Consider the following 23704-nt stretch of genomic DNA (forward strand, 5'->3'; position numbering starts at 1 on the left):
GTTAGTTGCGAGTCCAGGAGTACGCAAGGCCGCCCATCACGGTGCGGCCTTGCATCCGGACTCCCACGATCTCTTCATACCCCGTACCGCTCAGATTCATCAGCCGAAGATAAGGCTTGATCCGCCCGCTGCTGCGAGCGATGGAAAGATCCCACAACGGGTAGGCAGTGTGCCCCGTTCTCTGAATCACCCCAAGCTCAGTTTGCGCAATCCACTGCTTCCAAAACGATGCGGTGTAGAGCAGGTTCGCATCCTGTGCGGCGTAGTTATAGGCGTACTCGCTGATGAGCCCCGGCGGTGGCGGCGCGGCTTGTACCGCGGTGTAGCGAAGCTGCAAAGTCTGGGTGGCAGGAAGCCGGATGTGTAAGCTGCTTTCCGCGCCGGTGAGGTTCAGGTCATTGATATTCGTCGCCTGCCAGGGCGCGGCCAGCGTGTACTTTGAGTAGTCGATGCTGTTCTTCTGCTGCAGACGAAAGCCCGTGGCGCTGAAGGTATAGCGTCCGCCCGGCGTCCAGTCCAGACCACCTTCATAGCTCCAGGACGTCTCCGGTTTCAGCGCGGGATTCCCAATGCTGGCGGGGTCAGAGTAGTAGAGATCGGTGTAGGTGGGCAGGCGAAATCCGTGTCCGGCTGAGGCGCGCAGGCGCAACGTCTTCGTCAAGCTGAACCCTGCTGCGAGGCTCGGCGAGAAGACGGACCTTCCGCCGCTGAGACCTTCTTCCCTCGCACCCGCAATGGCAGTGAAGCGCCCCTGCGGATGGTAGGCAACGCTGACATATCCAGCCTCTTCATTGCGTGCGTGAAGACCGAGGTTCGAGCTGTGGATGCTATCGCCGTCTGCCTCCAAACCGTAAGAGATGCTGAGATCATGGCGCACATCATCGGTGCGGCGAAGTGCGCCCTCCCATGCTCCGTCCAGGTGATTATTGCGGTAGTACTGCGGGTTGTCGTTGAGTAGGACGAAGAGATCCGAGTGCCGGCGATAGGCGAACTGCCCGATCGTTCGTGCGCCAAGCTGCTGCTGGATTGAGGCGAACCAGCCCTTGGCGCGCTCCCACGAATCGTACGCGCCGTAGAACTGGTTTGCTCCGTAGGGACGGTCGCTGGCGGCAAACAGGAGATCCGTGGTCCACGCATCTTTTGGCGCTGACTGGCTCGATGGATGCGGGCGCAGGTCAAACCAGGTCTCCGACGAGAGCGCGTTGGAGTGATAGCCGCGATCGACCATGAAGCCGTCGGACGTATCGCGACTCCCCGCAAGCTCTCCGGCAAAGCGTGAGGCTGCATATGTGGCCTGCAGGTGTTGCTCTTCGGAACCGTAGTTGCCGAAGCCGGCCTTGGCTGTGACAGAAGTTCGCGACGGACGTGCGGTGATGAGATTGATCGCGCCGCCGATGGCATCGGAGCCGAAGAACGTGGAACCCGAACCGTGCAGCACATCGACGCGGGAGATCGCTTCAAGCGGGATGGGGATATCGAGATTGAGGTGGCCGGTCTCCGGGTCATTGATGCGGAAGCCGTTCAGCAGCACCAGCGACTGTTCAAAGGTGGTGCCGCGGATGGAGAGATCGGCCTGAACGCCGTTGCCCGCGCGAGACTGCAGGTTGACCGACGCATCCATGCGGAGATAGTCCGTGACGTTGTCGTTGAGCAGCGCAGTGGCTTCGGGATCAAGGACAACGAACGAACGATCCGAGCCGGAGAGCAGCATGGGCTGGATGGCAGAGGTAACGTTGACCGCGGCCTCCGTGGATGGCAGCGCGGTCTGCTGAGGGTTCGTTGAAACCGGTGACTGGGCGAAGGCGTGGGTGGCACAGACGGACAGCAACAGAAGTGGCTTACGCATTTCTCTTTCATCGTGCAGGTGCAAAGTTGATGAGCCGTGCGGATCAAGTAATCGCTCTTAGGCAGTATGCCTTAGAGCCAGTCGTCTATCGAGGCGATAGAACTAAGCCATGTTGCTGGCACAACTTGAGAAAGCTGCCTATGCTCACGTTAGTTCACCGACATGAGTACCAAACAAACATGACGTGCGGCAACGCATGCGCGCGGACTTACGTCTTGAGGGATGCGATGGCACAGACACAGACACCAGCTTACAACCCGGCGTTGAACGGTATTCCACAATCACCCAGCGGACGCCCCTATCCCAACGGCAATCCAGCCGATTCACTGAATCCGGCAGCCGCAAAGAACACGGACTCCTGCATGCCGCTTCACCCCACCGGCCCGGTCATCCACAACTACCACTGCGAAGGGTCAGCGCCCGGCACGCTGGGCTTCCGCTGGATCTTTGGTTCGGTCATCGCGGCTCGCAATAAAGACCCGCGCATCCAGGTGATGCAGTACAACGAAGACACCTACCTCATGCGAGAGAACATCTGCGTGAATTGGGAAGGCCCATTTACCTATCTGCTCTTTGGTAACAAGGGTGCGTTGCTGATCGACACCGGCGCGACCCCGCAGGCAGAGTGGTATCCACTGCGCAAGACGGTCGATGACATCATCACGCGCTGGGCCAGGGCTCGCGGCAGAAGCAATGTGCCCTTGACGGTCGTGATGACCTCTGGAGAGGACATTGCACAGAATCAGGGACTTGCACAGTTTGCCGGGCGGCCGAATACGACGCTCGTACCGAAGCCTCTGCATGAGATGAAGGCGTTCTACAAGCTGAATGCGTCCTGGCGAAAGGGGATTGGAAAGATCGACCTCGGGGACCGAGTCATCGATGTGCTTGCGACGCCTGGGACCCACAAGGATGGCGTCAGCTTTTATGACCCCTACTGCGACTTCCTCTTTACTGGTGATCTTTTGTATCCGGGAAAGATACAAATCAGTAACGACAAGGATTTCGTCGCATCCCTTGAGCGCCTGAAGCAGTGGAAGGATACGCACCCGGTCAAGTGGGTCCTTGGCGGCCACGTCGAGATGCAGTTCCTTCCGGGCAAGGCCTATCCGCGGTTCTACACCTATAAACCTTACGAACGACTGCTCCCCATGGAGCCTCCGCTGATCGATGAGGCTCTGGCCGCCGCGAAAGAAATCGTGGGCAAGGAGACCGTCCTCGTGCGTGTCGATTTTCAACTCCTCAACCGCGTAAGTCCGGATCAGAAGACGCTCGACTTCCCTGCCGGCGTCCCCAATATCACGGGTCCGCGAGCGTTCTAGTCTCACCCTGAGCAATATGTAACAGTTACTGTCCGCAAAGGAAATGCCACTATGCAACTCGATCGTAGAAACTTCCTCGCGCTTCCTGTTCTATCTTTTGTGGTGCCTGCGGCGAACGCCCTGATGAACTCGGAGAATGGATTGGTCTCGCCAGCCGCACCCGCTTTTGTCGGTCCCGTCGACTTTAGGCAGAATGTACCAGCGCCAGGCACATTTCCCGCAAAGTGGATCTGCGGCTCGGAATCAGCCATGGACAACACCGATCCACCCGTCCAGGTACATTGGTACAACGAGCACACGGCGGTCCTACGGCAGAACAAATGCTATAGCTACGAAGCCCCGTTCATGATGCTCTACTTCGGCAATGAACGCGTCCTCATGATCGACCAGGGCTTCAACTCCTTGCGCTCGGACTGGCCGCTGCGTGACGTCGTTGACGATTGCATCGACACCTGGGCGAAGAAGCATGGACACAAAGCTGAGGACCTTGAACTGCTCCTTGCTTTCAGCCACCTGCATGCCGATCACTACGCCGCGCAGAACGAGTTCGTCGACCGCCCCAACACACGCATCATGGGCCTGACGCATGAGGAGATGGTCGGCTTCTGGGGCATGACTCACTATCCTGAGCAGCGCGTGGTGCTCGACCTGGGCGGCCGTGAGATCTGGATCTGGGGCAGCCCCGGCCACGTCATGAGCGAGTTCGCCTACTACGACACCTACACGCAGATCCTCTATACCGGTGATATGTTCTATCGCGGCCGCTGCTACATCAGCTTCTGGCAACCATGGTTCGACAGCATGACCCGGCTTATCAAGTTTCTCGACGACGGCCACCCCGTCACTCACATCGTGGGCTGCCATGTGGAGATGGGCAGCAAGGGCGAGGACTACCCCTACGGCGTCACCTGGCAGCCTGAGGAAGCGCCGTGGCAGCTCACCGTTGCAGAGTTGCGCCACGCCTACGAGATCGCCAAGACGATCACCAAGCCCGGCATCTACTTCACCGGCGGCGTCTACCTCTGCAATCAGACGCGAGGCACCACGACCATCGACAAGAATCCTTACGCCTATGAGACCTAGGCGCGGGTCAACCCAGTAGATCCTTGAAGTAAGCGTTGAGGAGACGGTCCGTTGGATCGTAGCTGCGTCGTGTCTGCTGCATCGTCGTAAGCCTGTCGCCATAGGCCTTTTGAACGATTGCCGGTGTCAGGCCATAGGTCTGGTTCAACAACGGAACACCATTCCGATCGCTGCAGAACTGGTTGTAGGCCGCCAGAAAATCAACCCAGCCATCGTTCGCGGTGGACACCGGATCGATCGTCATCACGGGCCCGTTGTACGAGTACGACAGCAGCGATTGCTGATCCTGCATGATCCAGTAACCCACATACAGCAGGTTTGAACGATAGCCCTTCTCGTTGTAGTAATCCTTCACGAACTTGAAGAAGTCCGAGATACAGACAGCATAGTCCGCCTCCGGAAACGCGAAGAGGCTGAAGGTATACCGGCTGTCATCGGAGACTGGCGGATAGTGAATGATCTGGTCGCCCGGTATCGTGTAATCCCCGCACACCAGGTTCTCAAGCTGAAAACGCCAGGTCGCGTTGAAGCCATCGAGGATGCCGTACCTAATCTTGGGTATGGAGATATTCTGCGACACGTCATGGCCAAACTTCGGTCCGGCGGAGCCCCAGAAGTGGTTCCGCAGCCCCCACGCACAATGGTCTGGGTCACCCGTTGCGCCTGGGTTGTACTTACGAAACTCGATCGTGATCTTGTTGTCGAAAGGAAAGATGTAATAGAACATCGATTCGCCGCGCGCCTTCAACTCAGGCAGCCTGGCGATGAAATCCTCCAACTCAAAGGTCTCGTGATGGACGGCCATAGGCAGAAGCGCGCGAATCTTATAAGTGACCTCATAGACGATTCCACATGTGCCGTAAGAGCAACGCATCTTCTTCATGAGATCGGGCTGATCTGCCTCGGTCACTTCAAGCAGATCACCGCTGGGCAGCACCATCTTCATCCCGGTCACATAAGAACCCACCTGGCCGTACTCTCCAGGCATGGAAGCGTCTTTGGTCCCCGCACACGCAGCGCTGCCGGAAGAGAGACTCCCAATCTCCGTATTCACATAAAACATCAGGTTCTTCGCTTCGAGCATCTTCGCCAGGTCAAGGTGAATCGCACCCGCCTCAACCGTCAGCGTGTCGTCGCCGACATTCAAAACCTTGTTCATCTTCATGCGGATCAGCGTGCCGCCATCAGCCACACCGCACGGTGACGTGGAGTGATTGGAGCCCACCACTCGTACCGGCGATGGGTACTGAACCGGGTCCTTCAGTACGCGCACAATGTCATCAACCGAGTTGGCATCCACTACCACCAGCGGATGCGACACAATATTTCCGAACCAGTTCGTCACCGTTATCTCTGCCATGGGTTCCTCTTCTAAATCAGTAAGCTGACTTACAGGCGCACAGACACAAAGCCTCAGAAGCCTGTATCGATCAAATTTTCCGTTGGGATTGGCCCGGGGCCTTGGGGACGTGTGGATGGCCGGATAAAGATGCGCGTGAGCAGAGAGCCCAACCTTCGCATCGGGAGGAATTTAGCAGCGCACAAATCTAAAGTCAAGCCAACAAACGGACTGTATGCTATTCTCACTCACGTCATCGCCAACACCCTCGTCATGGAGTGATGGTCTGCCACTGCAGTTCGGGCCCCGCAAGAAATCTTCGGAGGTCACCCTATGCGTGCCGGCCGCGTCCTCGTCTTTACAACTCTGCTTCTGCTTCTCACCGCATCCCTTGGCGCTCATCTGCATCGCACCCGCGCGCAGACCGGCTACGTCTGTCCGGACGGCTCAACGAACTGCTACCAGATGAGCTACGTCGGCCTCACTGACCTGCAACGCCAAGGCCGCGATACCTGGTACTTCTGGACCGGCGGCGACCGCAACCCGGGCGGCACCAACGTCGTCGGCGACCAGGCGCTCTGGCGTCACATTGCCACTGAAACTCACGGCCAGTTCGACCTCATCCAGTCCATTGACTCGCGTCACCGTGGCCAGCGCTTCAAGCAGTTCGGCATCATCAGCGACCCGGATTGCAGGAAGGCCTCCGCACCCGATCAGTACGGTCTCTGGATCGACGATTGCACCAGCATCAACACGCCTCCGCTCGGACCCGCCTTTGGCAAATCGGCAGGCATCATCGGCCTGCGCATCTTCCCCAATCCCAACTTCGATCCGAAGAAGTGGAACGTTGATGCCTATCGCAAAGACGCCGCATCGGTTGAGCCGCCGTACCTCGTCGGCATGACGTGCGCCATGTGCCACGTCGGCTTCAATCCCCTGCATCCACCGGCAGATCCCGAGAACCCGCAGTGGCATAACCTCAACCCAGGCATCGGCAACCAGTACTTCCGCGAGCAGATCTTCAGCGCCGCCAAGTTTCCCATGACGCAGTCGCTCCAGCCCAACGACTTCCGCTGGCAACTCGCACACAGCGAACCCGCAGGCACGTCGGAGACCTCGCAGGTCGCCACCGATCACATCTTCAATCCAAACACCATCAACCACATTGCGTACATCAACGATCGCCCCACACACGCTGAGGTTACAGCGGACGGCGTTCATCGCAATGTGTATCACATCCTCAAAGACGGTTCGGACTCCGTAGGCTCGGCCTGCCTGGACGATCCCACGCCGCACCCCGGCCAGGATGACACTGCCTGCGCCGCCTTGCGCGTGTATATCAACATCGGCGTCTGCGCCAACATCTGGACCACGTTGCAGGACCCCATCTACGGCCTGCAACGCCCGCAGTCAGCCTTCGATCCCAAGCAGGCGCGTCTCGATCCCAACTGCAACCAGGGCTGGACTGACACCGAAGCTCGCATGGGCGGGCTCGAATCCTTCCTCCGCACGCTTGCTCCCCTGCATCTTGCCGATGCCGATAACGGCCAGGCCTATCTCCCCAAAGACACCGCCGTCCTCACGCGAGGCAAGGCAGTCTTCGCCGAGCAATGCGCCTCATGCCACTCCAGTAAGCGGCCGCCCGCGGACAACGCGACCACGCAGGCAGAGTGGTTTCGCCAGGCAGTCATGGCAGACGATTTCCTACAGAAGAACTATCTCTCCGACGACGCACGCCATCCCATCTCAGAGATCAAGACCAACAGCGCTCGAGCCATGGGAACCAACGCGACGGCCGGCCACATCTGGGCCAACTTTTCATCCGATACCTATAAGCAACTTCCACCGGTACATATTGACGGCCTCGTCGATCCCTTCCACACCAGCTTGAAGCTCCTGCCCTTTGAAGCCACCGGCGGTCGCGGCTACTACCGCACGCCGAACCTGGCCAACATCTGGGCCACCGCGCCCCTGCTCCACAACAACTCCGTCGGCCTCTACAACGGAGACCCCTCCGTCGCGGGCAGGCTCGCAGCGTATCAGGATGCGATGGAGAAGCTGCTCTGGCCGGAGCGCCGCCCCGGCGTCAAATCCATCCAGCGCACCAGCCAGGCGAGCAAGTTCTTCTACGAGGAAGGCGGCTCGGTCTGCATCGCCAAAGGCACACCCGTCTCGCTTATCGCGAACGTAGACGTCGTCACGCCGGAGCACTTCCGCAAGGATGATTTCTTCACGCGCTTCTTCTGCAAGGTCACCGGCACCGGCCATCTCAATGCCCTGTTCCTGCTGGCCGATAACGCGCCAGACTTCGTCCAGGATCGCGGCCACACCTTCGGCGCGGAGCTCCCGGACGCAGACAAGAAGGCGCTCATCGAGTACATGAAGCTCTTCTAGCCACCCCATTGCGCTACCATCGAACGCATGGTCATCATCAACGGCGAATTCGTCGAACTCGAAACTCCCAGCGGCCCCATGCGCACGCACATCGTGCGCCCAGCCGCGCCGGGCCGCTACCCCGCCATCCTCTTCTACTCGGAGATCTTCCAGATCACTGCGCCCATCCGCCGCACCGCCGCGATGCTCGCGGGCCATGGCTACATCGTCGCCATGCCGGAGGTTTATCACGAGTACGAGCCCGCCGGCAGCATCCTGGCCTACGACCAGGCCGGCTCAGACCGTGGCAACTTCCTCAAGACCCACAAGCCCGTCGCGGCGTATGACGCCGACACCCGCGCCATGATCGACCATCTCGTCGCTCGCCCCGACTGCACCGGTAAGATCGGCGCGATGGGCATCTGCATGGGAGGCCATCTCGCCTTCCGCGCCGCGTTCAATCCGGAGATCGCCGGCACCGTCTGCTTCTACGCCACGGACATTCATACCGGCACGCTCGGTGAAGGCAAGCACGACGACTCCTTCGCCCGCGCCGCAGAGATCAAGGGCGAGCTCTTCATGGCCTGGGGCCGCCAGGACCCGCACGTCTCCACCGAAGGCCGCATGAAGCTGCTCGCACGCCTCAACGAGCTCAACACCCTGCTCAACTGGCATGAGGTCAACGGAGCCCATGCCTTCCTGCGCGACGAAGGCGTCCGCTACGACCCCGAACACGCCCACGCCATGATGTCGTTGACCTATGACTTCTTCCACCGCAAGCTAGGCCAGGGAGACCTGCCCGTCTAGCCTTCCGCAGTCCTGGTCAAGCCGCAGCGAGTCTCGTGCGGCTACCGCCAGCTAACCGCCAGATGCCACCGCAGCCCGCGGTCCTCAGTCTTCCGAAGCACCCGCGCATACTCCTTCAACTCATCGAGCACCATCGGCCCTTCACTGCCCAGCTTGTGCGGCTCCTCTGCCAGCGCGTCCACCAGCGCATCGATCGTCGTCAGCCCTTCAGCCCCGCCATACCACTGCGGAGGCGGCAGCCGCTTGATCAGCTCTTCGTTCCCCGCGCCCTCTTCAATCAGCAGCGACATGGAGTTCTCATCCGCCGAGAAGTACTCGATCAGCGGCTTCACGCCCAGCGAGAGCGCCAGCCGCTCCAGCGAGTCCTCATGCCGCGCCAGCAGCCTGCCGTTGACGAAGATGTCGAAGCCCGGGTCTTCCCCTTCGACCACGATGTAAAGCGAAGCAGCCATACGCAGAGTGTATGCCTGGACCCTGTTAATCCGCGCCCCTCAACTTCACCGGAGAACCCTCGGAGTCAGCCTTGGAGGCTAACCCAGCAGCTCCGCGCAGCAGCAGCCACACCGCCGCCGCCATCAACACCGCACCCAAAGCCGTATACCAACTCACGCTCGGATGCAGCACGATGAAGCTCTCGACGATCGTGATCAGCAGTACCAGGAAGTACCGCACAACGAAGCCCACCGGAGGCATCTCCCGCAGCAGCCACACGGCCAGCACAAGCAGCGGCCCATCGACGAACACCGCAATCGCCGCCTCCACCAGCAGCCCACGCCCATCCATCTGTGCCAGCCCCCGCCAGTCGGATGAAGCGGCCACGCCGCTCAGCACCGCGATCACGCCACTCACAACCGCAGTCGCCGCCATGATGCCCGTGCCGCGCAGCAGCGCATGAACCCGCACCGTGGCGATCCCCGCGAGCACAGCCCCGGCCACCAGCGCGCCCAGCCAGACCTTCCCGGCCACGGACGGCGGCATCGTAAACGGAATCATCAACCCCGCCCCTGCGAGCCCCGCCAGCGCCGGCCCCAGCAGCCCCCTGGCCCCATCGTCCACGCCAAAGCCACTCGCCTGCTGTGCGACCACGAACACCACCACCACCGGCACCAGCAGAAACACCAGCGTCTCGCTCAAGCTGGTCACCGCGCCCGCAGCCCCGTTGATCAGCAGATCCGGCAGCACGAACACCAGCGCCGCCGCCCCTGCAATCTCCAGCCAATCCATCAGGCTCTTACCGGCCCAACCCTCTCGCCGCTGCACAGCCCACGCAGCGAAGATCAGCACCAGCAGCCCATGATGCATCGCCTCCCGCACCAGCGAGGTTACTGGCGCAGGCACAGCTTGCTCCAGGAGCCAGCGAGACCCTGCGAGAAAACAAAACAGCCCAAACCCCAGCCAGACCTTGCGCCGCATTATTTCCACTCGTGCGGCACGGAGCCCGCCGGCGCATGCGCCTGGACCTCCGTGTAGCAAGCCTCGATGTCTCCCGACAGATCCTTCGGCACCCAGTTCGCATCCTCGCGCGGCAGTTCGATATGCATCTCCGCAGGTCTCTTCCCCGCTGCCGCTTCCCTGTTCACGGCCACAAACAAGTCCTTCAAAAACCTCTGCTGTCCCACAAGTATCTCCACTCCGTCCGCCTCACCATGCCCCGGCAGCACATGCACCGGCTTCAATGCCAGGGCCTTGTCGAGCACCGTTGGCCAATTTTCAATCGAAGCATCCCACAGCTTGTTCCTAGGCCCGTTCACCGCCGCATCACCAGTCGCCAGTACCCGTTCTTTTGGCAGCCAAACATACCCATCTCCCGGCGTATGTCCCCACCCCAGAAACAGAAGATCCACCTCCCGCGTCTTGTCCTTCAGCACTAACTTGTCGCCGGTAATGATCTTGCGCGGGCGCTCCACATCGCTCTCACCGGTCGCGCGAACATCCTCACGCTTCGCCACTGCAGTCTGCCATCGCTTCGGCTCCCACCGGTCCATCTCCTTCGCCACTCCCGCAAACGCCATGGTCGTCGCGCCCGCACGGGTCCACGTCGAGTTCCCATACGAGTGGTCCCCGTGTGCATGCGTATCGAACACATACCGCACCGGCTTCTTCGACAGCGTCGGCATCAGCGCAATCAGCTCCTTCGCCCGCCCCGGATAGTTCGCATCCACCACGATGAGATAGTCGCTCATCTCGATCACTGTCGTATTGCTATAGCCCTTGCTCGCATCGCCCAGCAGAAACCAGACCCCAGGCGCAACCAGCGTCTGCGCGCGCGCCGTACAGACACAGAACAAAACAGAAAGGGCCACGCCAAAGCGTGACCCCATCCTTACCATTGTCTTGCGATTAGCCCTGCGAAGGACGGTTTCCACCACCACCCGCGTTGCCGCCTCCGCCGCCCTGACCCGGACGACGTCCGCCGCGACGACGCCGCGTGCCCGGACGGCGATCGCCGCCAGGTCCACCCGCAGGCCGTCCGCCAGCAGGCGCAGCCGGGGCCACACCATCCGCACGGTTGAAGTTAGGCTCAGCCTCATCCTCACCGTTCGTATCCGGCCCATCTTCCACATCATCATCATCATCGTCGTCGAAGTCATCGCCATCTTCAGCAATGTTACCCGGCTCAGGAGCCTGCGTCTGCGCCTGTGCAGGACGCGGAGCGGAACGCTGGCCTTCACCAGCCTCCGGAACCTCCGGCAGCCCCAGCTTCGCACGCTGCTCACGCAGAACAGCCTTGCGGGAGAGCTTGATGCGGTTGCCTTCGATCGCCAGTACCTTCACCAGGATCTGATCGCCTTCGCGAAGCTCGTCCTTCACTTCCTTGACGCGATGCTCCGCGATCTCGGACACGTGCAGCAGGCCATCCGTGCCGGGGAAGATCTCGACGAATGCGCCGAACTCAGCCAGCCGGACAACCCTGCCCAGATAGGTCTTGCCGATCTCCGGCGTAGCCGTCAGGTCGGTGATCATCTGGATCGCACGGCTCAGGCCGTCCGCATCGCTTGAAGCCACGTTCACGCGGCCCGTATCGTCCACGTCGATCTTCACGCCGGTCGCATCGATGATTCCACGAATCACCTTGCCGCCAGGTCCGATCAGGTCGCGGATCTTGTCGGTAGGAATCTGCATGGAGTGGATGCGCGGTGCAAACGCGCTCTTCTGCTCGCTGGCGGAAGAGATCGTCGCATCCATCGTATCCAGCAGCTCAAGACGTCCACGCCGAGCCTGCTCCAGCGCCTCACGCATGATCTGCGGCGTGATGCCCATGATCTTGATGTCCATCTGCAGCGCCGTGATGCCCTTGCGGGTACCGGCCACCTTGAAGTCCATATCGCCGTAGTGATCCTCTGCGCCTGCAATGTCGGTCAGAATGGCGTACTTGTCGCCTTCCTTGACAAGGCCCATCGCAACACCGGCCACTGCGCCCTTGAGCGGGATACCTGCAGCCATAAGCGCAAGCGATGCGCCGCAGACCGTCGCCATCGAGGACGAACCGTTCGACTCAAGAATGTCCGAAACAACGCGCAGTGTGTAAGGTGACTCATCCTCACCCGGCAGCACAGCTTCAATCGCACGCCAAGCCAGCGCGCCGTGACCGATCTCGCGACGGCCAACGCCCGTCATACGCCCAACCTCACCGACCGAGAACGGTGGGAAGTTGTAATGCAGCATGAAGCGGCGCTTGAACTCGCCCGTGTAGCTCTCCATGCGCTGTGCATCGTCGGTCGTTCCCAGTGTCGCGGAGACCAGAGCCTGCGTCTCGCCGCGCGTGAAGAGAGCGGAACCGTGTACACGCGGCAGAACGCCGGTCTCCACGGTGACCAGACGGATCTGGTCGAACGCACGATGATCCGGACGGATGCGGTCGTTCAGCACCTGGTCGCGGAAAATGCTCTCGCGCATCAGCTCGTAGTACTTGCTCAGCTTCTTGCCTGCGGCGGCATCCCCTTCGGGAAGATCCTTCTTCAGCTCGTCCTTGATCGTCTTGACGAGTGCGTAGCTCTCAAACTTGGGGTGCTTCTGCGTGTCGAGCGCATCGCTCAAACGCTCGCCAACCTTGGCCTTCAGCGAGCCCAGGTACTCCTGGTCCACTTCAACCGGGGTGACCGTGCGCTTGGTCTTGCCCGCAAGCTTCACGAGCTCTTCAATCGCCGCGCAGATCTTCTTGATCTCTACATGAGCAAACTCGATGGCAGAAACGACGCTCTCTTCAGAGGTCTCCTTCGAGCCCGACTCAACCATCACAATGCCGTCCGCCGTGCCGACGACCATGATGTTCAACTCACTCTTCTCGCGCTCCGCATACGTGGGGTTCACGATGAAGTTGCCTTCGATCAGACCCACGCGAACCGCGCCCACGGGACCGTGGAACGGAATGTCGGAGAGTGCCAGAGCGCAGCTCGCGCCGTTGATGCCCAGGACGTCAGGATCGTTTTCCTTGTCGGCCGAGTACACGAACGCTACAACCTGCGTTTCGTTGCGGAAGGCTTCGGGGAACAGAGGACGAATCGGACGGTCGATCTGACGGCTCGTCAGGATCTCCTTCTCAGAGGGACGGCCCTCACGCTTGATGAACCCACCCGGGATGCGTCCGCCGGCGTACGTGAACTCGCGGTACTCAACCGTCAGCGGGAAGAAGTCGATGCCTTCCTTTGGGTCGGGCGATGCGACTGCGGTCGCCAGGATGGCATTGTCGCCAGAGGTTGTGAATGCTGCGCCGGAGGCCTGCTTGGCCATACGTCCGGTCTCAAATTTGATGTGCTTGCCGCCGGCAAGCTCTACGGTAACGTCATGCTTCATAAATGCGCCCTCTTCTCAGGTGCTCGTCTTTGTTTGTTCTAGTTAGATATCGTGGCGTGGATCCGCGCGCAGTGCGGCGGACGCACGAAAACGCAACTCTGCCGGTGCGTCGTGTGCGCGTCCGGAAAGCTGCGTTGTGCGGAACGTGGAGGTAGGGCCGTAGCCGCCGGGAAGGTCGTAGGAACTCGCTGCGGGCGCAAACGTCACAGGCAGGCACTCCCAGTCGAGGATTGTTGCCAATCCTCGACGAAGCGTCCGGCGCTGTGCGTGCGGGCCGTGCGGAGATCCATGTACCGATTCCTGGAGGTTCTTCCCTGGTGAGCTTACTTGCGGATTCCGAGCTTGCTGATGACCTCACGGTAACGGTCGGCATCGACCTTCTTGAGGTAATCCAGCAGACGGCGGCGCTTGCTCACGAGCATCAGCAGGCCGCGGCGTGAGCCGTGATCCTTCTTGTGCGTCTTGAAGTGTTCGGTGAGCTCCGTGATCCGCTCGGTCAGAATTGCAATCTGGACTTCCGGACTTCCGGTGTCGGAGTCATGCGTACGAAACTTCGCGATAATGTCTGTTTTCTTGACGGGTGCCAACACAGCTGTTTTCTACTCCTGATCTTCTTCTCAATTCCACTATTCAGTGTCTGTAAAAGTTTAGCACCGTTTCCCCGGCCAGCGAAGGCCAGCCAGAGAAACGGTGCCATCCATTCCCATAATCCAATCGCAAATCGCGACCGTCATTCACCCGCAAGGGGAAGAAAGTCTTACGCCAGGTTCTCCTTCAAGAACTCCAGCGTCCGCTCCCACGCCAGCTTCGCCTGCTCCGGCGCATAGTCCGCACGATCCACGTTGAAGAAGCCATGCCCCGCCCCTTCATACTCATAAACCTTCACCTCAGGATGGGCAGCCTTCACCGCCTCCCGCTGATCGGCCCCAATATGGGAATCGGCCAAACCAAAGTGCAGCATCACCGGGCATGTCGGCTCTTCGGTCGCGACCGAACCCACACCGCCCGCATAAAAACCCACCGTGCAGGCCGGATCGATCCCCAGCTTCTCCGCCCGCGTAGCCGAAAGCCAGCTCATCAGCCCGCCGTAGCAGAAGCCCATCACCGCCACGCCTTCAACGGTCTTCTCCACTTCCTTGAACGCCGCCGCGATATCCAGCAGCGCAGTATCCGGCGACAGCTTCCCATACAGCCCGAACGCCTTCTGCAGATCCTCGCCCACGTACGTCAGCTCCAGATCACGCTCGTAGCGGTCGAACAGCGCCGGCGCAATCGCCAGGTAACCCGCCTTCGCAAAGTCATCCGCAACCCCGCGGATCGACTTGTTGACCCCGAAGATCTCCTGTACCACTACGACAGCGCCAATCGGCTTGTCCGGTGCAGCCACATACGCCCCAAGCTCATGCCCATCGGCAGCCGTAATCTTGATCATTCCCATCGCGTTTCATCTCCGAAAATTTATCTGTTCAACCACGGACATCATAGATCACCGACTATCAAAGCCGCATGAACCGCAATCGCCCGATAAGGAAAATCAAGCATTAGGGTAGCCCGGTCAAAATCCGCCCTGATCGCTTGTATCAATTTTTATCCCCGTAATCCTTCCCACGGGGCGGCACAATGCATCCGCTACGCTGCCTGGTGCTATTCACCCTTCCCCTCAGCGAGCCCACGAACCTCACCCATCCACCGCACGAACCGGGTCATCTGCCGTCGCTCAGAAAAGAACAACCCCAAAAAATCCCGAATCCGCAAAGACCCCGCTGTCTTCCCTGAATACGTCTCCACCCGCCACCGCAGGTACTCACTCCGCCACGGCCTCAGGCGGCTACCCTTCGTAGCCACCCAGAGAAACCCCACCAGGCTCACCAATCCCTTAAACATCCCTCAAGTATAGGCCTCACCTACCCTTGCAGATAATCGAACAGATTCGTCTTATCCAGCCCCGCAATCACATTCAGCAGAGCGGTATGCTGCGTCTCGGCCGTCGTCAGCCCGGTCGCCACCGCAGCCGTGTCAGACGACAGCAACGTGCTCTGCTGTGCCGTCAACTGCGCCTCCTGCGTGTTCGAGTAGGTCGTGGTCGAAGTCAGCCTGCTCAACGAACTCCCCAGCACGGCCCTCTGGCTCGTCACATTCCCCAGCGCTGTCGTCAGCGCAGCCGTATCGCTGGCCAGCGCCGTCCCGCTCGCACCATTGCTTACATCACTCACCACCTGGTTCAGCGCCCCCAGCAGATCAGCCCCAGAGGCCTGGAAGATCGCCGACCCCGGCAGGTTCACCTGAATCTTCTGCTGATCCGGCGTCACCACGCTCTGCGTCACCGAGTCCCCGTTATAGGTCACCGTGGCCGGATCGGTGGAGGTCGCCAACGTAAACGGCGGCGTCCCCCCCTGGCTCCCGCCAAACAGGTACGTCCCCAGGTACCCCGTATTCGCCAGCGAAACCACCTGATCCCTGATCCCGGAAAGCTGCTCCCCAATCGACTTCAGATTCGAAGCCGAAAGCGTACCCGCGTTCGCCTGCACGGAGAGCGTAATCGCAGAGGTCACATTGGACACCACCTCACCCAGCGCTGAATCCGTCGCCTGCAACACCGCCTGCTCGCGCGTCGAGGTCTGGGTAAACGAGTCCGCCTTGCTGATCGAACTCGCCAGCAGCACATTCTGCGCCACCGCCACCGGATCGTCGGACAGCGAGGACACCCGCAGCCCGCTTGAAAGCTGATTCGTCAGCTTCTGTTCAGCCGCGCTGGAAGCGCTGACGGACTGCGTAAGGTTGAAAACATAATTCGGATCGACGCGCATCGTAACTCCTCCTGATCTTCTTCGCCTACTGGACCGCAACCTCTTCGCCCAGGTTCAGCGCCGTCACCGTCACCGAATCCACAATCGAAAACAGCTTCGCCGCAGCATCATACGAGCGCTGATACTGCGAAAGATTCGCCGCCTCTTCATCCAGCGAAACCGCCGAAAGACTATCCCGCTGCGAGGTCAAAGCCGTCAGCGTAGCCTGCTGCGCCGTACTCTGTGCCTGGAGGCTGGACGAACTGCTCCCCACCTGCGAGAGCAACGCCGCAAACGAACCGTCGATCGTAGCCCCGTTCGCATCGGTCCCAGTTGCAATGGCCGCCAGCGCCAGCGCATTCGTGTTGCCCGTAACGCCTTCACCACTCCCAGCCGAAGCAATCGCATTCACGCTCGTCGCGCTCACAACGAGCGCACCGGCGGCGCCTGCGGAAGAGGAAGGCACCGTAAAAATCGCGCCGGCCGCACTGCCGGACCCATTCAGCCCTGCCTCGTTCTGCGTGTTCACCGCCGTAGCAATCCGGTAAGCCAGCGCATCCAGCGCCGTGGAAGCCGTCGTGAGCGCGCCACCCTGCGCGGCAAGCTGTCCGCCGATGCTCCCGCCCGTAATCCCCGCCGTAATATCAGCACCCGTGCTGTCATAGATCTTCGCCGAGCCTCCCACCACAGCAGAGGAGATGTCATAAGACTTCGTGCCGGACACCAGCGTCGCCCCACTGGCCGTCGTCAGCGCAATCCCGTTCGACTCCGTCGAAATCTGGTCCAGCCCAATGTACTGCGAAAGCTGCGCAATCGCCGTCTGCCTCTGATCCTCCAACGCCCCCGCGTCCGTATTCGGACTCTGCGACTGAATCTGTGCGTTCAACCCTGCAATCGTAGCCGTCAGCGAGTTCACCGCCGTCACCGAGCTCGCCACCCCTGAGTTGATCCCCGCCGCAACCGACGAGATCTGCTGCGCGCCCGCATTGAACGCCTGCGCCAGCGTCCCTGCCGCCGTCAGCACCGCCTGCCGTGTCGAGCTGTCCGACGGATTGCTCGTCAGCGCCGTCAGCGAGCTGAAGAATCCGTCGATCGCCGTCCCAATCTGCGTCGAGCCCACCGTCGCCGAGCTGCCGCTGATGCTGAACACGGCCTCAAGCTGGGACAACGCCGTAGCCTGCGCCGATGTGCCCGCCTGCAACTGCGTCTGCTGCTGCACCCTCTGCTCCAGCACCCGGTCCCGCGCGGAGCTCACCGTCGCCTCAGGCGCATTGGCGCTTGCGATTGCGCCATCGCTCAACGTCACCCGGTCCGCGCCGCTCGCAAACGTCACCACCTGGCGGGTATAACCCACGGTGTTCTGGTTGGCGACGTTGTTCGCGGTCGTGGTCAGCGCCACCTGGTCTGCCTGAAGTGCGCCGCGCGATAGATCGTAAAGTGAGCTTAGTGATCCCATGTTCTCTCCGTGCTGCCGTCCGTCGGATACTCGGTCGCCGCCTGAATCGCAACCTGAACCGCTAAACTTTTGGTGGTCTCAGGCAGCCTGATGGAAGTGCTCGTACGTGCCTGCAGCTCCATCGCCAGCTGCTCCAGCAGCTCAAGATGATCGATGCTCAACTGCATCAGCGCAATCGTCGCCTGATCCAGGAAGGTCGGAATCGTTTCAGTACCGTTGACCAGCTTCATGACTTCACCCCAGTAAAGACGAAATGATCTTGTCGGCCACCTGGCCGGCGGATACGTTGTAAGTCCCGTTCGCAATCGCCTGCTGAATCCCGGCAACCTTCGCCAGCCGCACATCGGAGCTTCTGGTCACTGAGCTTGCAGCGTCTGAAAAGCTTGCCTTGTCCGTCTTCTGCTGTGGGCTCGCTGCCGTGCCGCCACTCGAATTCAAGCTCTTCGGCGTTTGGACCGCATTGCTTCCGTTTACCGCCAGTGACCCCGTTGAGTTCTGCAATGAGTTGATTCCATTTGTCTGTTGCATCGATAGTTCCTCCGTCAACTACAACTATCGGCGCGCCTCCCTAGGACTTTAGTCATGGCCGGTCACTCTTTTGCTTTGTCGCGCGCTCTGCTCGGCAGTAACCTGCCGGATGATCTGTTTCGCCAACCCAAAGCCTCCTCCGCGAGTCAGCCCCTTGCCCAGTGCATCCAGCGCGAATCCCTGAATCGTATCGGCTTCCCCACCCTTCTCGCTGTCTCCATTGGCACCATCATCCGTCGCGCCAAAGTGCAATGGCTTCAGCATCTCTTTGAGCATCATCGCCTCAAAGTCCTTCGCGCCATCCACCAGCTTCGGATTCGGCAGCGTATTCTTCGCCCCGGCCTGCACGGCCACCACGTCATCGATCCTCATAGCACCTCAATCTCCGCCTCCAGCGCACCCGCAGACTTCATTGCCTGCAAGATCGAAATCACATCCCGCGCCGAAGCCCCAATCGTCTGCAAACTTCGCACCAGGTCGTCCACCGTCGCACCCTGCTTCAGTTCGATCCGGCTCACCGGCTTGTCATGCGCCTCGATCCGCGTCACCGGAACCGTCGTCGTAGTCCCATTGCTGAACGGCCCCGGCTGCGACACATTGAAGTCCGTCACCACATTCACCGCCAGCCCGCCATGCAGGATCGAGACCGGTTGCAGCACCACCGTTCCCCCGATCACCACCGTCCCCGTCCGCTCATTCACAATCACCTTCGCCCTCGGATAGAGCGACACCTGAACGGCCTCAACACGAGAAAGCAGCATCGGCACATCCTCCCCCGCAGGCACCGCAAGCTCCACCCGCCGGCTGTCATAAGCCTTCGCCAGCGGCCGTGCAAGATCCTTATTGATCGCCTCAGCCATCGCCTCCGCGCTATGGAAGTCCTCATCGTTCAGCAGGATTGAAAACTGCCGCCGCCCTTCCAACTCCAGCGCCACACCACGCTCGGCAGTCGCACCAAACGGCACCCGAGCCGTCGTCGGATGATTCAAAGACTTCGTACTCCCGTTCGCCGTAACCGAGTAGCCCCCCAGCACCAGAGGCCCCTGCGCCTGCGCATAGATCTTTCCATCCGCGCCATAAAGTGGCGTCATCAGCAGCAGCCCGCCCTCAAGACTCCGGGCATCACCCGCAGACGAAACCGTAATATCCAGCTTCGTCCCCGGCCTCGCAAACGGAGGCAGACTCGCCGCCACAAACACCGCCGCCAGATTCTGCACCTTGATCGCCGAAGCGGGCACACTCACGCCCATCCGCAATAAAATTGCGGACAGCGTCTGCGTAGGAAACGTCGTCTGCTGGCTATCGCCCGTCCCATTCAACCCCACCACCAGCCCGTACCCCACAAGCTGGTTATCCCGGATTCCCTCGATCGACGCGATATCCTTCACTCGCGCCTGTCGCACCGGCGTCACCATCGCTGCCTGCACCGGAGCTTGCCCCTGCACGAGCGCAGCCGCCAGCCCCATCAGCCCGACCACGCTCAGCAGAATCCGCACCATGCTGGGCCGATCCTGAAACTCCCGCTCCGCCTCACAAATATGTTGGGTGTAGTGAAGCTTCTTCATCAGAACACCAGCACTTTCTCAAGCAGCCTCACCAGCGCGTTCTGCCGATGCGTAAAGTCGTTCACAATCCCCTTGCCCCGCACCTCGAGCTCCAGGCTCGAGATCGCCGTCGACAACACCTGGTTCTGTTGCGAGATGTCCTCCGGCCTCACCAGCCCGCGCAGCACGATCGTCTGCGTCTGCTGGCTGAACTCCACCTGCCGCGCCGCCTCGATCACCAGCATCCCGTTTGGCAGCACGTCGATCACCTGCCCTCCAAACGTCGTGCTCAAACTTGAGTTCGTCGCGCTCGCCCCCTGCGCCGCCAGCCCAGAGGTCGAGCTCTGATTCAGCAGGTTCTGCATCGCATTGCCCGCATGCAGCAGCCCGAAGAATGCCGAGATCTGCGAGTTCGCATTTGACGCCCGCGAGTTCTTCACCTCGCCATCGGTCGAAGCCGCCAGACTCTCAGACACCACCACCGAGATCAGGTCATGCGGCCGCATCGCCCGCACATCCGTGCTCAGATGCGCCAGCCGCCCGTTCTCAGACCAGATCGAACCCTCCGAAGCACTCCCCGTAGAACCATCCGCCTTCACCCGCGCCAGGTAAGTCGCAATCGAGCTCTGCGCCACGTTCGGCTTCTCCACCGGCTTCAACCGGTCGATTAAGCCCTTCTTCCCCGCCTGAGTGGAAGCCGGTGCAGCCGCAGCCGTGGCGACCGTCTGCGCCTGCAGACTCACCGCCAGCAACAGCAGCAGAACCCCGCATGTCAGCATCGCAAACCGTAGCACCGGCGGGTGCGACCCTCCCGCAAGCTGCCTCAACTCTCCGGATTTCATCTCCCGCTCTTCGGCGGCCACACTCATCGTCGTCATCGCGTTACTCCATCTCCAGAACGTCAGAACCTCTCACCACGCCAACCAGAACCTGTTCCTCAGACCCCGCGCCACCAAAATCCCCGACAGACCGCACCACCCGCACCCGAACCCGCTCCCCCAACGCCCCATTCATCTGTGCCACCGCAGGCATCTCCAGCCGCACATTCGCCTCCAGCCGAACCAGCCGAACCGTAGCCCCGGCCCGCATCACCACAGGCCCCACCGCCACGCCGGCCGCGCTCTCCCCCTTCAAAACACTCCCGGCAACCTCCACAGCAATCGCCGGCTGCTCTGGATGCCCACAGCTCTCCACCATCGCCCAGCTTTTATTCCGCAGCGCATCCCGCCTTACATCCGCCAGCCGATATCCCCCACTCGCAACAAGCGGGGCTCCAACAGTCTGCGAGACCGCCTCCGCAACACTCCGAAAGCACCCGCGCGGAAGCTCAGAACCAAAACAAGACCCCGCAGAACAAACGAGCAAACCAACCAGGACACTCTTCATCACGAAACTCCAAAGAAACAAGTCAGCCAAACCAAGCCATCCCTAACGAATCATCCCGTTGATCTGCTGGTACATGTCATCCGCCACATGCACCACCTTCGAGTTGCTCTCATACGCCCTCTGCGCCAGGATCATCTGCACGAACTCCGTCACCACATCCACATTCGAGTTCTCCAGATACCCCTGCTCCAGCGTCCCCACACCCGACGTCCCACCCGGCGTATCCGTCACCGGATTCCCCGACGAAGTCGTCTGCGTAAACAAGCTGTTCCCAGCCGAGTTCAGCCCACCCGGATTCGCAAAGTTCGCAAGCTGCAGCGTCCCCAACTGCGCCGCCGCAGTCTGCCCCGGCAGCGTCGCAGACACCACCCCATAGGGCGAGATCGTCACGTTCGTCGCATTGGAAGGAATCGTGATCGAAGGAATCAGGCTCATCCCTTCGGTCGTAATAATCGTCCCCTGGTTATTGAGGTGGAAGCTCCCATTCCGCGTGTAAGCGATGGTCCCGTCCGGCTGTTGAATCTGAAAGAACCCGCCGCCTTGAATCGCAAGATCCAGCGGATTCTGCGTCTGGTTGAAGTCCCCCTGCGCCTGGATAATCTCGGTCGCGGACGTCCTCGTGCCCAATCCAATCTGCAACCCCGCAGACACGGTCGACTGCGTAGCAGGCGACCCCGGTGTGATCATGTTCTGGTAGATCATGTCCTCAAACTGCACCCGCCTGCTCCTGAACCCCGCCGTAGCCGAGTTCGCCAGATTATTCGCAATCGTGTCCAGGTTCGCCTGCTGTGCGCTCATCCCGCTCGCTGCCGTATAAAGTGCTCGAATCATCGCCTTCTCCTTTGTCTTTTCAACTCACTTGAAGCTCGAACTAAACCCGTGCAATCTGCTCCGTCGCCGTCTTATCGAAGTCCGCGTTGAACACGCTCAGCGCCTTCTGCATCATCTCGGCCTGCCTCTGGATCAACACCAACTGCATCGTCCCGTGAACGCTGTCCTGGTTCGCCCCCTCGACGGCTCCCTGCTTCACCATCGCCGTAGAGGCCGTAGGCACCGCATCATCCGGGGCCTTGAACCGGTTCGCACCCTCCTGCGTCAGCCCCGCCGTCGATGCAAAATCAAAGATCCCCAACTGCCCCACCACGCCACTCCCCGCCGCCGTCTGCACCGCCACCGTCCCGTCACCCGAGATCTGCACCTCTCCGCTCGGCAGCGTGATCGGCGCCATCGCCGTATTCAGTACCGGCTCCCCCGCCCCCGTCTGCAACTGTCCCTGCGCCGATAACGTAAACGCACCATCCCGCGTATACCGAACCCCATGCGCAGTTCTGATCGCAAAGAATCCCGTCCCATTGATCGCGACGTCCAGCGGGTTGGAGGTCGTCACCATCGGCCCCTGACTCTGATCGGCCGAGCTTCCCCCCAGCACCCCATAGCTATTGATCCCAACCCCCACCTGCGAGCCCTGCTGCCCCGCAGCCAGCCCGCTCGCCAGCACCCCGCTGAACGAATCCCGCTGCGCCCGGAAGCCGTTCGTACTTGCATTGGCAAGGTTGTTCGCTGCCGTATCCAGCGCCTGCGTCCTCGCCAGTAAACCCGTATATGCCGCGTACAGTCCGCTATCCATGCACAGGACTTATGCACGCGCCGCGCCGAAGTTTGGCCGTCGCACGTTAGAACTGTCCAACAACAGTCCACCCCTAAAGCGCACGTCACTTCAGCCGATAACCCCATCAGCAATCCTGCAACTTACACCATCAGGAGGCACCTGTGCGCGTTCTCATCGTCGACGACTCAGCCGTCATGCGGAAGGTAGTCGAGCGAGCCCTCCGCCAATCCGGCCTCCCCATCACCGCAGTCCTCCAGGCCAACGACGGCCAGCAAGCATTAGACCTCCTGCGAGAACCCACGCAGGAACCACTCGACCTCATCCTCACCGACATCAACATGCCCGGTCTCGGCGGCCTCGACTTCCTCGAGCAGCGCAACCAGCAATCTCTCGCCCCTGGCACCCCTGTCGTCATGATCACCACCGAAGGCAGCGAAGCCCTCGTCCACCGAGCCATCGCAGCCGGAGCCAAGGGCTACATCTGCAAACCCTTCACCGCCGAACAGATCCGCGCCCGCGTCTGCCCCCTGCTCCCCACCTGCACCACACCCACCGCCGCCTGAGGGTCACCTCATCGGGTGCCCCATCCTCGACGCGGCTTTATCGCGGCAGGGTGGGGTATCGGCAAAGCCGACCTTCCCAGAGACCCATACCCCACCCATCAGTTCAGGAACAACGCAGCTTATTGCCGCCGCCTCTCGGTTCGTCATTCCCGGTGGGAATCTGTTGTTGCTGTTGTTCGTTCTACGTCGTCATTCTGAGCCAAGCTCAGAACCTCCGTATTGGCTCTTGCTCTTGCTTTGCTCCTGCTTCTAGGCACACAAGGCTTCA

General features: G+C 60.7%; 25 protein-coding genes. 5 read left to right on the forward strand and 20 right to left on the reverse strand.

The window, feature by feature from the left end; genetic code table 11:
- Window position 1 precedes the first annotated feature (1 nt).
- Entirely contained in the window at window positions 2-1846 is a 1845-nt protein-coding gene (locus tag ACIX9_RS11605; protein WP_013580678.1) for a TonB-dependent receptor plug domain-containing protein, read from the reverse strand.
- A 227-nt stretch (window positions 1847-2073) separates the two neighbouring features.
- Between ACIX9_RS11605 and ACIX9_RS11610 the strand changes: the two genes are divergently transcribed.
- Window positions 2074-3168 (forward strand): MBL fold metallo-hydrolase, encoded by a 1095-nt coding sequence (locus tag ACIX9_RS11610; RefSeq protein ID WP_013580679.1) that lies wholly within the window; start codon window positions 2074-2076, stop codon window positions 3166-3168.
- A gap of 51 nt (window positions 3169-3219) precedes the next feature.
- Window positions 3220-4251, forward strand: a complete 1032-nt coding sequence (locus ACIX9_RS11615) for an MBL fold metallo-hydrolase (protein WP_013580680.1) — start codon at window positions 3220-3222, stop codon at window positions 4249-4251.
- A 7-nt stretch (window positions 4252-4258) separates the two neighbouring features.
- On the opposite strand, the gene ACIX9_RS11620 is transcribed toward ACIX9_RS11615, so the two are convergent.
- Window positions 4259-5611, reverse strand: a complete 1353-nt coding sequence (locus ACIX9_RS11620; protein WP_013580681.1) for an FAD-binding oxidoreductase — start codon at window positions 5609-5611, stop codon at window positions 4259-4261.
- Between the two features lie 312 nt (window positions 5612-5923).
- On the opposite strand from ACIX9_RS11620, the gene ACIX9_RS11625 reads away from it, so the two are divergent.
- Window positions 5924-7984, forward strand: coding sequence for a hypothetical protein (locus tag ACIX9_RS11625; protein ID WP_013580683.1), 2061 nt, complete (start codon window positions 5924-5926; stop codon window positions 7982-7984).
- Window positions 7985-8011: 27 nt separating this feature from the next.
- Window positions 8012-8770, forward strand: coding sequence for a dienelactone hydrolase family protein (locus ACIX9_RS11630; protein WP_013580684.1), 759 nt, complete (start codon window positions 8012-8014; stop codon window positions 8768-8770).
- A 41-nt stretch (window positions 8771-8811) separates the two neighbouring features.
- Here ACIX9_RS11630 and ACIX9_RS11635 read toward each other — a convergent pair whose 3' ends face one another.
- From ACIX9_RS11635 to ACIX9_RS11715, 18 genes are all read right to left on the reverse strand, one after another.
- Window positions 8812-9222: a hypothetical protein gene (locus ACIX9_RS11635; protein WP_013580685.1), complete on the reverse strand. Its 411-nt coding sequence runs from the start codon at window positions 9220-9222 to the stop codon at window positions 8812-8814.
- 25 nt (window positions 9223-9247) lie between these two features.
- Window positions 9248-10183 (reverse strand): hypothetical protein, encoded by a 936-nt coding sequence (locus ACIX9_RS11640; protein WP_013580686.1) that lies wholly within the window; start codon window positions 10181-10183, stop codon window positions 9248-9250.
- Window positions 10183-11100 (reverse strand): MBL fold metallo-hydrolase, encoded by a 918-nt coding sequence (locus ACIX9_RS11645; protein ID WP_232298861.1) that lies wholly within the window; start codon window positions 11098-11100, stop codon window positions 10183-10185. The genes ACIX9_RS11640 and ACIX9_RS11645 overlap by 1 nt, the downstream gene beginning before the upstream one ends.
- 10 nt (window positions 11101-11110) lie before the next feature.
- A complete protein-coding gene (gene pnp, locus ACIX9_RS11650) occupies window positions 11111-13564 on the reverse strand; it encodes a polyribonucleotide nucleotidyltransferase (protein WP_013580688.1) in 2454 nt (817 codons plus the stop codon).
- A 42-nt stretch (window positions 13565-13606) separates the two neighbouring features.
- Window positions 13607-13804 (reverse strand): hypothetical protein, encoded by a 198-nt coding sequence (locus ACIX9_RS25800; protein WP_157477503.1) that lies wholly within the window; start codon window positions 13802-13804, stop codon window positions 13607-13609.
- A gap of 83 nt (window positions 13805-13887) precedes the next feature.
- Window positions 13888-14154, reverse strand: a complete 267-nt coding sequence (gene rpsO / locus ACIX9_RS11655) for a 30S ribosomal protein S15 (protein WP_013580689.1) — start codon at window positions 14152-14154, stop codon at window positions 13888-13890.
- Window positions 14155-14321: 167 nt separating this feature from the next.
- Window positions 14322-15002, reverse strand: a complete 681-nt coding sequence (locus ACIX9_RS11660; RefSeq protein ID WP_013580690.1) for a dienelactone hydrolase family protein — start codon at window positions 15000-15002, stop codon at window positions 14322-14324.
- Window positions 15003-15208: 206 nt separating this feature from the next.
- Window positions 15209-15448 (reverse strand): hypothetical protein, encoded by a 240-nt coding sequence (locus ACIX9_RS11665; protein WP_013580691.1) that lies wholly within the window; start codon window positions 15446-15448, stop codon window positions 15209-15211.
- Between the two features lie 20 nt (window positions 15449-15468).
- Window positions 15469-16371 carry a flagellar hook-associated protein FlgL gene (gene flgL / locus ACIX9_RS11670; RefSeq protein ID WP_013580692.1) on the reverse strand — a complete coding sequence of 301 codons (903 nt, stop codon included), beginning with the start codon at window positions 16369-16371 and terminating at the stop codon, window positions 15469-15471.
- 25 nt (window positions 16372-16396) lie between these two features.
- Window positions 16397-17806, reverse strand: a complete 1410-nt coding sequence (flgK, locus tag ACIX9_RS11675; RefSeq protein ID WP_013580693.1) for a flagellar hook-associated protein FlgK — start codon at window positions 17804-17806, stop codon at window positions 16397-16399.
- Window positions 17794-18036, reverse strand: coding sequence for a hypothetical protein (locus ACIX9_RS11680; RefSeq protein ID WP_013580694.1), 243 nt, complete (start codon window positions 18034-18036; stop codon window positions 17794-17796). The genes flgK and ACIX9_RS11680 overlap by 13 nt, the downstream gene beginning before the upstream one ends.
- 4 nt (window positions 18037-18040) lie before the next feature.
- The gene (gene flgM, locus ACIX9_RS11685; RefSeq protein WP_013580695.1) at window positions 18041-18334 is read right to left on the reverse strand and encodes a flagellar biosynthesis anti-sigma factor FlgM; all 294 of its coding nucleotides are present in this window, start codon (window positions 18332-18334) and stop codon (window positions 18041-18043) included.
- A 48-nt stretch (window positions 18335-18382) separates the two neighbouring features.
- Window positions 18383-18706, reverse strand: coding sequence for a flagellar protein FlgJ (locus tag ACIX9_RS11690; RefSeq protein ID WP_013580696.1), 324 nt, complete (start codon window positions 18704-18706; stop codon window positions 18383-18385).
- Window positions 18703-19899, reverse strand: coding sequence for a flagellar basal body P-ring protein FlgI (locus tag ACIX9_RS11695; protein WP_013580697.1), 1197 nt, complete (start codon window positions 19897-19899; stop codon window positions 18703-18705). Before ACIX9_RS11695 ends, ACIX9_RS11690 begins: the two co-directional genes overlap by 4 nt.
- On the reverse strand, window positions 19899-20756 hold the full coding sequence (locus ACIX9_RS11700) for a flagellar basal body L-ring protein FlgH (protein WP_013580698.1): 858 nt from the start codon (window positions 20754-20756) through the stop codon (window positions 19899-19901). Before ACIX9_RS11700 ends, ACIX9_RS11695 begins: the two co-directional genes overlap by 1 nt.
- Before the next feature lie 4 nt (window positions 20757-20760).
- Window positions 20761-21264, reverse strand: coding sequence for a hypothetical protein (locus tag ACIX9_RS11705; protein WP_013580699.1), 504 nt, complete (start codon window positions 21262-21264; stop codon window positions 20761-20763).
- A 42-nt stretch (window positions 21265-21306) separates the two neighbouring features.
- A complete protein-coding gene (flgG, locus tag ACIX9_RS11710) occupies window positions 21307-22095 on the reverse strand; it encodes a flagellar basal-body rod protein FlgG (protein ID WP_013580700.1) in 789 nt (262 codons plus the stop codon).
- A gap of 40 nt (window positions 22096-22135) precedes the next feature.
- Window positions 22136-22891: a flagellar hook-basal body protein gene (locus ACIX9_RS11715; RefSeq protein ID WP_013580701.1), complete on the reverse strand. Its 756-nt coding sequence runs from the start codon at window positions 22889-22891 to the stop codon at window positions 22136-22138.
- A 143-nt stretch (window positions 22892-23034) separates the two neighbouring features.
- Between ACIX9_RS11715 and ACIX9_RS11720 the strand changes: the two genes are divergently transcribed.
- On the forward strand, window positions 23035-23436 hold the full coding sequence (locus ACIX9_RS11720; protein ID WP_013580702.1) for a response regulator: 402 nt from the start codon (window positions 23035-23037) through the stop codon (window positions 23434-23436).
- Window positions 23437-23704: the final 268 nt, after the last annotated feature.

The organism is Granulicella tundricola MP5ACTX9 (genome assembly GCF_000178975.2).
GTDB lineage: Bacteria > Acidobacteriota > Terriglobia > Terriglobales > Acidobacteriaceae > Edaphobacter > Edaphobacter tundricola.

Excerpts from the sequence above, each read along its gene's own strand:
- ACIX9_RS11690 (WP_013580696.1), bottom strand. The coding sequence starts at position 18,706 with ATGAGGATCGATGACGTGGTGGCCGTGCAGGCCGGGGCGAAGAATACG.
- flgK (WP_013580693.1), bottom strand. The coding sequence starts at position 17,806 with ATGGGATCACTAAGCTCACTTTACGATCTATCGCGCGGCGCACTTCAG.
- ACIX9_RS11610 (WP_013580679.1), top strand. The coding sequence starts at position 2,074 with ATGGCACAGACACAGACACCAGCTTACAACCCGGCGTTGAACGGTATT.
- ACIX9_RS11715 (WP_013580701.1), bottom strand. The coding sequence starts at position 22,891 with ATGGATAGCGGACTGTACGCGGCATATACGGGTTTACTGGCGAGGACG.
- ACIX9_RS11700 (WP_013580698.1), bottom strand. The coding sequence starts at position 20,756 with ATGACGACGATGAGTGTGGCCGCCGAAGAGCGGGAGATGAAATCCGGA.
- pnp (WP_013580688.1), bottom strand. The coding sequence starts at position 13,564 with ATGAAGCATGACGTTACCGTAGAGCTTGCCGGCGGCAAGCACATCAAA.
- ACIX9_RS11605 (WP_013580678.1), bottom strand. The coding sequence starts at position 1,846 with ATGCGTAAGCCACTTCTGTTGCTGTCCGTCTGTGCCACCCACGCCTTC.
- ACIX9_RS11660 (WP_013580690.1), bottom strand. The coding sequence starts at position 15,002 with ATGGGAATGATCAAGATTACGGCTGCCGATGGGCATGAGCTTGGGGCG.
- ACIX9_RS11630 (WP_013580684.1), top strand. The coding sequence starts at position 8,012 with ATGGTCATCATCAACGGCGAATTCGTCGAACTCGAAACTCCCAGCGGC.
- ACIX9_RS11665 (WP_013580691.1), bottom strand. The coding sequence starts at position 15,448 with ATGTTTAAGGGATTGGTGAGCCTGGTGGGGTTTCTCTGGGTGGCTACG.
- ACIX9_RS11695 (WP_013580697.1), bottom strand. The coding sequence starts at position 19,899 with ATGAAGAAGCTTCACTACACCCAACATATTTGTGAGGCGGAGCGGGAG.
- ACIX9_RS11645 (WP_232298861.1), bottom strand. The coding sequence starts at position 11,100 with ATGGTAAGGATGGGGTCACGCTTTGGCGTGGCCCTTTCTGTTTTGTTC.
- flgM (WP_013580695.1), bottom strand. The coding sequence starts at position 18,334 with ATGCAACAGACAAATGGAATCAACTCATTGCAGAACTCAACGGGGTCA.
- ACIX9_RS11620 (WP_013580681.1), bottom strand. The coding sequence starts at position 5,611 with ATGGCAGAGATAACGGTGACGAACTGGTTCGGAAATATTGTGTCGCAT.
- ACIX9_RS11705 (WP_013580699.1), bottom strand. The coding sequence starts at position 21,264 with ATGAAGAGTGTCCTGGTTGGTTTGCTCGTTTGTTCTGCGGGGTCTTGT.
- flgL (WP_013580692.1), bottom strand. The coding sequence starts at position 16,371 with ATGCGCGTCGATCCGAATTATGTTTTCAACCTTACGCAGTCCGTCAGC.
- flgG (WP_013580700.1), bottom strand. The coding sequence starts at position 22,095 with ATGATTCGAGCACTTTATACGGCAGCGAGCGGGATGAGCGCACAGCAG.
- ACIX9_RS11635 (WP_013580685.1), bottom strand. The coding sequence starts at position 9,222 with ATGGCTGCTTCGCTTTACATCGTGGTCGAAGGGGAAGACCCGGGCTTC.
- ACIX9_RS11615 (WP_013580680.1), top strand. The coding sequence starts at position 3,220 with ATGCAACTCGATCGTAGAAACTTCCTCGCGCTTCCTGTTCTATCTTTT.
- ACIX9_RS11640 (WP_013580686.1), bottom strand. The coding sequence starts at position 10,183 with ATGCGGCGCAAGGTCTGGCTGGGGTTTGGGCTGTTTTGTTTTCTCGCA.
- ACIX9_RS11680 (WP_013580694.1), bottom strand. The coding sequence starts at position 18,036 with ATGAAGCTGGTCAACGGTACTGAAACGATTCCGACCTTCCTGGATCAG.
- ACIX9_RS11625 (WP_013580683.1), top strand. The coding sequence starts at position 5,924 with ATGCGTGCCGGCCGCGTCCTCGTCTTTACAACTCTGCTTCTGCTTCTC.